Source organism: Paraburkholderia fungorum (assembly GCF_046027215.1).
Lineage (GTDB): Bacteria > Pseudomonadota > Gammaproteobacteria > Burkholderiales > Burkholderiaceae > Paraburkholderia > Paraburkholderia fungorum_D.
The window spans coordinates 3,309,448-3,319,972 of record NZ_JAQQEN010000001.1; the positions used below are offsets into that span (position 1 = coordinate 3,309,448).

6 protein-coding genes are annotated in these 10,525 nt (G+C 62.7%); 3 read left to right on the plus strand and 3 right to left on the minus strand.

Annotated elements, in window-relative coordinates:
* The first annotated feature begins 12 nt into the window (after positions 1 to 12).
* The gene (locus PQR27_RS14685; RefSeq protein WP_408524335.1) at positions 13 to 873 is read left to right on the plus strand and encodes an efflux RND transporter periplasmic adaptor subunit; all 861 of its coding nucleotides are present in this window, start codon (positions 13 to 15) and stop codon (positions 871 to 873) included.
* 670 nt (positions 874 to 1,543) lie between these two features.
* Here the strand turns inward: PQR27_RS14685 and PQR27_RS14690 are convergent.
* Positions 1,544 to 3,223, minus strand: coding sequence for a methyl-accepting chemotaxis protein (locus PQR27_RS14690; RefSeq protein WP_408524336.1), 1,680 nt, complete (start codon positions 3,221 to 3,223; stop codon positions 1,544 to 1,546).
* Between the two features lie 506 nt (positions 3,224 to 3,729).
* Between PQR27_RS14690 and PQR27_RS14695 the strand changes: the two genes are divergently transcribed.
* Both PQR27_RS14695 and PQR27_RS14700 read left to right on the plus strand, forming a co-directional pair.
* On the plus strand, positions 3,730 to 4,977 hold the full coding sequence (locus PQR27_RS14695) for an MFS transporter (RefSeq protein ID WP_408524337.1): 1,248 nt from the start codon (positions 3,730 to 3,732) through the stop codon (positions 4,975 to 4,977).
* A 225-nt stretch (positions 4,978 to 5,202) separates the two neighbouring features.
* Entirely contained in the window at positions 5,203 to 7,107 is a 1,905-nt protein-coding gene (locus PQR27_RS14700; RefSeq protein WP_408524338.1) for a propionate--CoA ligase, read from the plus strand.
* Positions 7,108 to 7,221: 114 nt separating this feature from the next.
* Here the strand turns inward: PQR27_RS14700 and PQR27_RS14705 are convergent, their stop codons facing one another.
* Together PQR27_RS14705 and PQR27_RS14710 are read right to left on the minus strand one after the other, a co-directional pair.
* Positions 7,222 to 8,118: a 5'-methylthioadenosine/adenosylhomocysteine nucleosidase gene (locus PQR27_RS14705; RefSeq protein WP_408524339.1), complete on the minus strand. Its 897-nt coding sequence runs from the start codon at positions 8,116 to 8,118 to the stop codon at positions 7,222 to 7,224.
* Positions 8,115 to 10,466 carry a UvrD-helicase domain-containing protein gene (locus PQR27_RS14710; protein ID WP_408524340.1) on the minus strand — a complete coding sequence of 784 codons (2,352 nt, stop codon included), beginning with the start codon at positions 10,464 to 10,466 and terminating at the stop codon, positions 8,115 to 8,117. Before PQR27_RS14710 ends, PQR27_RS14705 begins: the two co-directional genes overlap by 4 nt.
* Positions 10,467 to 10,525 lie beyond the last annotated feature (59 nt).

The window sequence follows — 10,525 nt, forward strand, 5'->3', positions numbered from 1 at the left end:
CAGAGTCGAAACATGACCATCCGAAATATTGTGGGCTTCGTCGCGACGGCCCTTGTTTTTATCGTCGCGATCCTGATTGGGCGCGTGTTGTGGGTTCATTACATGGATGAACCGTGGACCCGCGATGGACGCGTGCGCGCGGAGATCGTCAATGTGGCGCCGGACGTCTCGGGCGCGGTGGTCGATCTGCCGGTGAAGGACAACCAGATGGTGAAAAAGGGCGATCTGTTGATGCAGATCGATCCATCGCACTATGAGATTGCGGTCGAGCAGGCGCAGGCTGCGGTTGCTGCGCGCAAGGCCGAATTGCAGATGCGGCGGGATGATGCGCAGCGGCGTGCGGATATGGATGCCCTGGTCGTGTCCAAGGAGAATCGTGAGAATGCCACGCATGCTGCGTCTGCTGCTGACGCCGGGTATCAGCAGGCTTTGGCCGCGCTGGATGCCGCGAAGTTGAATCTGGCGCGCACGCGGGTGGTGTCGCCGGTTGACGGTTATGTCACGAACCTCAATGTATTTCGTGGGGATTATGCGACGACTGGCGCAGCCAAGCTGGCGATTGTCGATAGTCATTCCTTCTGGGTATATGGGTATTTTGAGGAGACGAAGCTTCCTCATGTTCGCGTCGGCGATAAGGCTGAAGTTCGGTTGATGAGCGGCGGGACGCTGCAGGGGCATGTCGAGAGTATTTCTCGCGGGATTTATGATCGGGATAATCCCGAGAGCCGCGAGTTGCTTGCGGATGTAAATCCGACTTTCAATTGGGTTCGGCTCGCTCAGCGGGTACCCGTTCGGGTGGGGATTGATTCTGTGCCTGATGGGGTTGTGCTTGCAGCTGGGATTACTTGTACTGTTGTTGTTAAGCCTAGTTAGTGGTTTTTGCCTTTGGCGGCGGCACTGTTTTTGTGCCTACGGCGTTGGCCTTTCCTTGTGTTCTTATTGGTTTATTAGCGTTCCCCCTGTGCGGGGGGGCACCTACTTTTCTTTGCCGGCCGCAAAGAAAAGTAGGCAAAAGAAAGCGGCTCACACCGCCAACATCTAAGCGGGTCCCCTGGCTTGGAGGGGCTGGTGGCGCGATTAACGGATCACACCTCGGTCCATAACCGGCAGTGACACAGCCGTCATCCGCTCCCACTCCGCACTGCGTGCGTCGCGGTTGGGTCCACTGCGGAAACCGGGCGCTTCGTTTGTGCGTGAGCGGGGCCATCGGCTTCGCCTCGGCGAGGCGCCGAAAACACCAATCGGTTTTGAGAAGTAGTACCGCCCCGGCGCGCGCAGCGCCGCCGGAAGCATGACGGCCTGGTCACTCACGAGAGCAGGTGCGGAGGGCCAATCTCTACGGGGCCACGATCCCCTCCAAGCCAGGGGACCCGCTTAAGAGTTAGCGGTTTGAGCCGCTTTCTTTTGCCTACTTTTCTTTGCGGCCGGCAAAGAAAAGTAGGTGCCCCCCCGCACAGGGGGAACGCTAATAAACCAAAATGAAAACAAGCAAAGGCCAAAGAGGCAAGAACCAGGAAATGCCGCCGCCAAAGGCAAAAAAAACTTATAACCGAAATTTCCCCACCATAACCTTCAACCCCCTGGCCTGATCATCCAAAGACCGGGCAGCAGCCGTAGCCTGCTCTACAAGAGCTGCATTCTGCTGCGTGCCCGAGTCCATCTGCGTCACCGCGAGGTTAATCTCTTCAATCCCGGCACTCTGCTCGGAAGAAGCAGCCGAAATTTCCCCCATGATGTCGGTGACACGCTTCACGGCCTTAACGACTTCATCCATCGTCTGCCCAGCATCCTGGGCCAAGGTGGACCCATTGCTCACGCGTTCCACCGACGTGCTGATCAACCCCTTGATCTCCTTAGCCGCAGCGGCGCTCCGCTGAGCCAGATTCCGCACTTCGGCAGCCACCACCGAAAACCCACGCCCTTCTTCACCAGCCCGCGCAGCTTCAACCGCCGCGTTCAAAGCCAGAATGTTGGTCTGAAAAGCAATCCCCTCGATCACGCCGATAATGTCGCCAATACTCCGCGCGCTATCGTTGATCTCATTCATGGTCGCCACCACGCGACCCACCACCGCGCCACCCTTCTCCGCAATCTCCGATGCATTGTTGGCCAGCGTGCTCGCCTGCTTCGCGTTGTCAGCATTCTGCCGAACCGTCGACGTCAACTGCTCCATGCTGCTCGCAGTACGCTCGAGCGCCATCGCCTGCTGCTCGGTACGCTGCGACAAGTCCAGGTTCCCCATCGAAATTTCGCCCGATGCCGTCGCAATCGCGTCAGCGCTCGCAGCGATGTCGGACACCGTCGTCGACAGGCCGCCTTGCATGTCGTGCAGCGCGTACAGCATGCTCGATGTGTCCTTGCGGCCCAGCACGATCTGATTCGACAGATCACCCGCCGCGATCCGGCTGGCAATTTCCTTCGCGTAAGCAGGCTCGCCGCCGAGCTGGCCGGCAAGACGCCGCACCACCCACTCGCTGATGCCAAACGCCAGCGCAATCAGCCCAACCGTCATCACCGCGATCATCACGAACGACGAGTGGTAAATAAAGCCCGATACCTCGATAGTCGCCTTCGCGGCGGTCCCGCGCTGCGCAACCAGTTCGTCGACCAGTTTTTCGAGCTTGCCGGTTTCGACCAGCAGCGAGACATCCTGCGTGCCGACCTGCCAGTTCATCTGCGAGAGATCGAGCGGCTGCGCTTTCACAAGCGTCACGAAATCACGCAAGTGGCCGCTCCACACGGCCACCGCAGCGGCAAACTTTTTCTGCTGATCGACCGCCGCGGCGTCGGACGCGTCGACGTACTGTTGCAGCGTGCCGAGTTGTGTCGACAAACCGCTCAGGCCCTTGTCGATGTCGGCGCCCAGATCGTCGCGTTCCTTGGCCGTGGTCGCGGTCAGCAGCATCTTTTGCGCGCGGCTCGCCCGCAGCATGTGGCCGCGCGCCTCTTCCGCGGCGCGGCTCGCCACGTAGCCCTGGTCGTAGATCGATTGCGTTGACGCGTTCAGACGGCTGATCTGGGTCAACGAAAACACGCCGATCGCCAGCGTGCCAATCAGCAGCACAGCGAATGCGAGGCGCAACATCGCCTTCACCGACAAACCTCTGAGGCGCACGGCACGCGCCCGGCGGTCCTGCCCATGAGATGGCGACGGCTTGCCCGCCGCTTCTCTTTCCGATCCGAACCCCGCACCCGTCTGGCCACCCCGCGAAACTGCTTTCATATTTCTCGTCCCCACGTGTCGAACTGCCGAAAAGGTCAGTTCCGGCATTGCTGCTTATCTCTCCGGGTCTACGGCATAACGTCTGCGATCTTTAGCGCCGCTCGCGTCATACCGGACGCGCGTCGCCCGGTCCTTGGCGCGCCGCCTCGTAAGCTTCGCGCCCGCGACCCGTTTTATACATGGCCAAAATTCAGCAAATGGGATTAATCAGCCGGCTTGCCAAGCGCTAGTGGCAATGGAAGCGTATCCACCGCAAGCACCGCCGCGGTGCGCAAGATTCCCGATTCCGGCGCATCGGCAAGACCCTGTCCCACCGGAAAGTGTCCGATTCGCGACAAAACTTGTCCTTACAATTCGTGCAAGCCACATTAAACTTCGACAAATAGGTGACAAAGCCGGATTCCGCGTCGAAATGCCGCAGCCCTCAAACCAAGAATGGAGATCGACGCCGCGCCGGCAGCCTGGTCCCCAGAACCCCTCATCCTTTTCTCTCTCTGATCTAGCGTATGGAAACGAGCCTCGACAAAAGTGCCCTCTCCGGCGCGCCAGCCGGCACCGCCGCTCCGCAGCCGGCCGCCGGGGTCCAACGCACGGTGTATTCCGTGCTCGGTGCGATCAGCTTTTCGCATCTGCTCAACGACATGATCCAGTCGTTGATTCTGGCGATCTACCCGATGCTGAAAGACAACTTTTCGTTGTCGTTCGGGCAGATCGGCCTGATTACGCTGACCTATCAGATCACCGCGTCGCTGCTGCAACCGCTCGTCGGCACCTATACCGACAAGCATCCGAAACCGTATTCCCTGCCCGTTGGCATGGGCTTCACGCTCGCCGGCCTGTTGCTAATGTCGATTGCGCCGAATTTCGGCGTGCTGCTGGTGGCGGCGGCGCTGGTCGGTTGCGGCTCGTCGGTGTTCCACCCGGAATCGTCGCGGGTCGCGCGCATGGCCTCGGGCGGCCGTCACGGACTCGCCCAGTCGCTGTTCCAGGTGGGCGGCAATGCGGGTTCGTCGCTCGGGCCGCTGCTCGCCGCACTGATCGTGATTCCGCACGGCCAGCGCAGCATCGCGTGGTTCTCGGTGGCGGCGCTGGTCGCGATCGTCGTGCTCACGCAGATCGGCCGCTGGTACAAACAGCACCCGTCGGTGAAAAAGGCGCGCGGGCAGACCGCTCACGCCACGCTCTCGCGCAACAAGGTCATGTTCGCGATGAGCGTGCTGATCCTGCTGGTGTTCTCCAAGTACTTCTACCTCGCGAGCATCAACAGCTATTTCACGTTCTATCTGATCGACAAGTTCCATCTGCCGGTGCAAGCCGCACAGATCCACCTGTTCGTGTTCCTCGCCGCAGTTGCGGCGGGCACGGTGATCGGCGGTCCGATCGGTGACCGGATCGGCCGTAAGTATGTGATCTGGGTGTCGATTCTCGGCGTGGCGCCGTTCACGCTGCTGCTGCCGTACGCCAACCTGTTCTGGACCGGCGTGCTGACGGTCATCATTGGTGTGGTGCTGGCCTCGGCGTTCTCGGCGATTCTGGTCTACGCGCAGGAACTGATTCCCGGCAAGGTGGGCATGGTCGCGGGTCTGTTCTTCGGCTTCGCGTTCGGCATGGGCGGGATCGGCGCGGCCGTGCTCGGCCAACTGGCCGATGCCACCAGCATCACGTATGTCTATAAGGTCTGCTCGTTCCTGCCGCTGATCGGCGTGCTGACGGTGTTTCTGCCGGATGTCGAAGGCAAGCGCGCAAAAGCCTGACCGACGCACGGCAGGTTGCATACGAAAAAAGGCGCTGCGGCGCCTTTTTTCTTGGCGCTTGCGCTCATGGTGAACCCGCGTTGTCCGCAGGGCTGCGCCTGCTCTATGCTTGAGCGCAGACGCATGGCGCGCTCGCGTGATGTTGGCAGGGCGCGCTAAACGACCACCCGACCACCCGCTCACCCACTCACCCGCTCACCCACGCCGCAGGAAGGATCGCCGCCGATGACCCGCTACCGCGATTTCCACCGCCGTTCGATCGAGAACCCCGAAGATTTCTGGCGCGAACAGGCGCAGCGGATTCATTGGCAAACGCCGTTCGACACGGTCCTCGATCGCTCGAATCCGCCATTCGCACGCTGGTTTGTCGGCGGCCGGACGAACCTGTGCCATAACGCGGTGGACCGGCATCTGGTCGAACGCGGACAGCAGAATGCGCTGGTGTATGTGTCGACGGAAACCGGCATCGAACGGCGCTATACCTACGCCGAGCTCCACGCGGAAATCAACCGGATGGCCGCCGTGATGCGCTCGCTGGGCGTCAAACGCGGCGACGTGGTGCTGCTCTATCTGCCGATGATTCCCGAAGCGCTCTTCGCGATGCTCGCTTGCGCGCGTCTCGGCGCGATTCACTCGGTGGTATTCGGCGGCTTCGCGGCACCCAACCTCGCCGCGCGCATCGACGATGCGAAACCCGCGCTGATCGTCACCGCCGACGCCGGCGCGCGCGGCGGCAAGGTGATCGACTACACGCCGCTGGTGGACGAAGCGCTCTCGCGCGCCACGCACAAGACGCCGCACGTGCTGCTGATCGACCGGCAACTCGCGCCCGAGCGCCTGAACGCGAGCTATCTGGTCGACTACGAGCCGTTACGCGAACAGTTCTTCAACGCCCACGTGCCGTGCGAATGGCTCGAATCGAACGAGCCTTCGTATGTGCTGTACACGTCGGGCACGACCGGCAAGCCGAAGGGCGTGCAGCGCGACGTGGGCGGCTATGCCGTGGCGCTGGCGGCGTCGATGGAGCACATCTTCCAGGGCAAGGCCGGCGACACGATGTTCACCGCGTCCGACGTAGGCTGGGTGGTCGGGCATAGCTACATCGTCTACGCGCCGCTGATCGCGGGGCTGACGACCGTGATGTACGAAGGCACGCCGATCCGCCCGGATGGCGGTATCTGGTGGCGCCTCGTCGAGCAGCACAAGATCAACCTGATGTTCACGGCGCCGACCGCGTTGCGCGTGCTGAAAAAGCAGGACCCGGCGCTGCTGAAGAAAGCCAACCTGACGAGCCTGCGCGCGCTGTTTCTTGCCGGCGAACCGCTCGACGAACCGACTGCCGCCTGGATTGCCGACGCGCTCGGCAAACCGGTCATCGACAACTACTGGCAAACCGAAACCGGCTGGCCGATGCTGGCGATCCCGCGTGGCGTCGAAGCGCTGCCCACCAAACTCGGCTCGCCGGGCGTGCCGTCGGCGGGCTTCAATCTGACCTTGCGCAACGAGTTGACAGGCGAGCCCTGCCCGCCCGGCGAGAAAGGCGTACTCACGCTCGGTTATCCGCTGCCGCCAGGCTGCATGTCGACGGTATGGGGCGACGACAAGCGCTTTGTCAGCACCTATTGGTCGAGCATCCCGAACCAGCAGGCCTACTCGACTTTCGACTGGGGGATTCAGGACGAGGATGGTTACGTGACGATCCTCGGCCGCACTGACGACGTGATCAACGTCGCGGGCCACCGGCTCGGCACGCGCGAAATCGAAGAAGCATTGTCGAGCCACGCGGCGGTGGCGGAAGTCGCGGTGGTCGGCGTGACGGATGCGCTCAAGGGCCAGGTGGCGCTGGCGTTCGTCGTATTGCGCGATGCCGATGCTTATGCGGCGGACAAAGCGCGCACGAAGCTGGAAGCGGATCTGGCCGCGACGGTGGACCGCCAGCTCGGCGCGATTGCGCGGCCGGCGCGCGTGCATGTGGTCTCGATGCTGCCGAAAACGCGCTCGGGCAAGCTGCTGCGCCGTGCGATTGCGGCGCTCGCCGAAGGTCGCGAACCAGGCGATTTGCCGACGATCGAAGACCCGGCTGCGTTGCAGCAGGTGCGCGAGGCGCTTGAAGCGGCCACGAAGCACTAGCGGATAAAGCGAAGCGGCGGCGCCCCACTGGTGCGCTGCCGCTTTTGCGTTGCTGCTTATACGTTGCCGCGTTTAGAGTCCCGCGTTCAGAGTCCCGCGTTTAGACGCCCGCATTCAGTTTCCACCGCGCGCTTGCAGAAACCGCGTCAGGATGGCGTTCGAATACGTGCCGGCAATCTCCGTCAGGAATGACACGAACGACTCCGGCGCATGGTCGTCCGCCGTATCCGAAATGGTCCGCACGACCGCGCACGGCACGCCGTATTCGTGACAGACCTGCGCGATCGCCGCGCCTTCCATCTCCACAGCCAGCGCCTCCGGCAATGCCTCGCGCAAGGCCCCGACGGCGGCCGCGCTGGCGACGAACTGATCGCCGCTGATAATCAAACCGCGATGCACACGTGGCTCCCGCGTGCCGAAGCGCACTGCCGCGGCCGCGCCCTCTTCCGCCACGAAGCGCTCGCCAGCGGCGACGAGCTGATCGGCGAGCGCCGCATCGGCGGCAAAACGCGACACGCCCAGCAACGGCACTTCGAAACGCGGAAACAGCGGCGACGCGTCGAGGTCGTGTTGCAGCAGCGCATTGGCCACGACGATATCGCCGACCCGCACGTCCTGCCGCACGCCACCGGCGACGCCCGTGAACACAACCGCTTCGACATCGAATGCATGAATCAGCGCGCTGACGGTGGCCGCCGCGGCGACCTTGCCCACGCGCGCCAATGTGACCACGCACGGCGCGCCGTGCACGGTGCCGAGATGATAGTCACGCTGGCCGTGCGTGATGGTGCGTACACCGGATTCGGCACGCATCGCTTCGATCAGATCGCCAAGCTCCTGCGGTAAAGCCGCGAGAATGCCGAGCGGACGATGCGAGAGCGGTGCACCGCTGCGGTTCGGATCGATCGCAGCCGGATCGAGGCTGGGCGTTCCTATGCCGGGCGCCCCGATGCCGGCTGCCCCTACGCCGGGCGCCCCGATGCCGGCCGCGCCTACGCCGGCCGCGCTCATTCAACCGCCTGCAGTTTGGCAACGGCGAGGGCCAGCCATTTCTCGCCGTGCCGCTTGAATTTGACCTGCGCTTTCGCGTCGGTGCCGCCGCCTTCGAGCGCGGTGATCGTGCCTTCGCCGAATTTCGTGTGGAACACCTGCTGGCCGACGCGGAAACCGGTTTCCGCCGCGCGCTGCTCGTTGGCGAAGGCCGGCAACGGCGCCGGTGTGGACGACGATGCGCCGGTATAGCCCGGTCGCGCGAACCAGTCGCGCCCGTAACCGGCGTTGTCCGACCGACCGCCCCAACGCGCGCCCGCCTCGACCTTCGGCGTGAGCCACTTGAGCGTTTCCTGCGGCAGTTCGTCGAAGAAACGCGAACGGATGTTGTAGCGCGTCTGGCCATGCAGCATCCGGCTCTGCGCGAAGGACAGATACAAACGCTCCTTTGCCCGCGTAATCGCCACGTACATCAGGCGGCGTTCTTCCTCCAGACCGTCCGATTCCATCGCGCTGTTTTCGTGCGGGAACAGGCCTTCTTCCAGACCGGTAATGAACACCGCGGTGAATTCGAGGCCCTTGGCCGCGTGCACCGTCATCAACTGCACGGCTTCCTGACCGGCTTGCGCCTGGTTGTCGCCCGCCTCGAGCGAGGCATGCGACAGGAAACCGGCGAGCGGCGTCATCGTGTCGGGGTTTTGCGCCGGATCGGCGATATCGGGCGCGTCCAGCACGACTGTATTGGGGTCGTCGGTGGCCACCGCAAGTTCAGGCGCGGCGGTTGCGCCCGGACGCAGCGGAATCGAGCGCGCGGGCGTATCCATGCCATAGCCTTCTTCGCTGACGAAGGCGGCGGCCGCGTTGACCAGTTCCTGCAAGTTCTCCAGCCGGTCCTGACCTTCGCGTTCGTTCTGATAGAACTCCGAGAGGCCGCTCGCACGAACCACGTATTCGACCGTCTCCGGCAGGCTCATCTGCTGCGTTTCCGCGCGCATCTTGCCGATCAGATTCGCGAAGCCGGCGAGACTCGAACCCGCCTTGCCCGCCACATAGGGAATCGCCGCGGCCATCGAGCAGTTGTAGAGACGCGCAGCGTCCGCCAGTTGCTCGATCGAACGTGCGCCGATGCCGCGCGTCGGGAAATTGACGACGCGTGCGAACGCGGTGTCGTCGTTCGGATTGTCGATCAGCCGCAGATAGGCGAGCGCGTGCTTGACTTCCTGGCGCTCGAAAAAGCGCAGACCGCCGTACACCCGATACGCGATACCCGCATTGACCAGCGTGTGTTCGATCGTGCGTGACTGCGCGTTGCTGCGATAGAGGATCGCGATTTCACTACGCGAGGTGCCGGTGCTGATGAGCGCCTTGATTTCCTCGACGATCCAGCCGGCTTCCTGCGAATCGGTAGCCGACTCGTAGACGCGCACTGGTTCGCCGTGACCGGCGTCGGTACGCAGGTTCTTGCCCAGACGCCGCGAGTTATTGGCGATCAGCTGATTGGCCGCATCGAGAATATGGCCATGCGAGCGGTAGTTCTGCTCGAGCTTGATCAGATGACGGACGTTGAACTCATGTTCAAAGTCGCGCATGTTGCCGACGTTCGCGCCGCGGAAGGCATAAATAGACTGGTCGTCATCGCCGACCGCGAAGATCGAGTTGGTCTGCCCGGCCAGCATTTTCAGCCACGCGTATTGCAGCTTGTTGGTGTCCTGAAACTCGTCGACGAGGATGTGCCTGAAACGCGCCTGATAGTGGGCGCGCAGCGGCGGGTTGTGCGCCAGCAATTCGTAGCAGCGCAGCAGCAGTTCCGGAAAATCGACGACGCCTTCGCGTTGGCATTGCTGCTCGTAGGCTTCGTAGAGCTCGACGAATTTGCGGTTGAAGTTGTCTGTGGCGTCGACGTCTTTCGGGCGCAGGCCTTGTTCTTTGGAATTGTTGATGAAGTACTGGAGATTTTTTGCCGGGTACTTTTCGTCGTCGATGTTAAGGCCCTTCATCAGACGCTTGATCGCGGAGAGCTGGTCGGCGGTATCGAGGATCTGGAAGGTAGCCGGCAGGCCCGCATCGCGGTGATGCGCGCGGAGCATGCGGTTGCAGAGGCCGTGGAAGGTGCCGATCCACATGCCTCTCGTGTCGATGGGCAGCAGTGCCGAGAGGCGCGACATCATTTCGCGCGCGGCCTTATTGGTGAAGGTCACCGCCAGGATGGTGGCTGGGGACGCCAGACCATGCTGGATGAGCCACGCGATTCGCGTGATGAGGACGCGGGTTTTGCCGCTACCCGCGCCGGCCAGAATGAGCGCTGGCTCGTTGGGGAGCGTTACGGCTGCGTGTTGTTCGGGGTTTAGATTGGCTAGCAGATCGGGCATTTTTGAAGGAGGGACAGGGGGGCGGCGAGGGCTTTCGGCATTATATGCCCCTGCGGGGT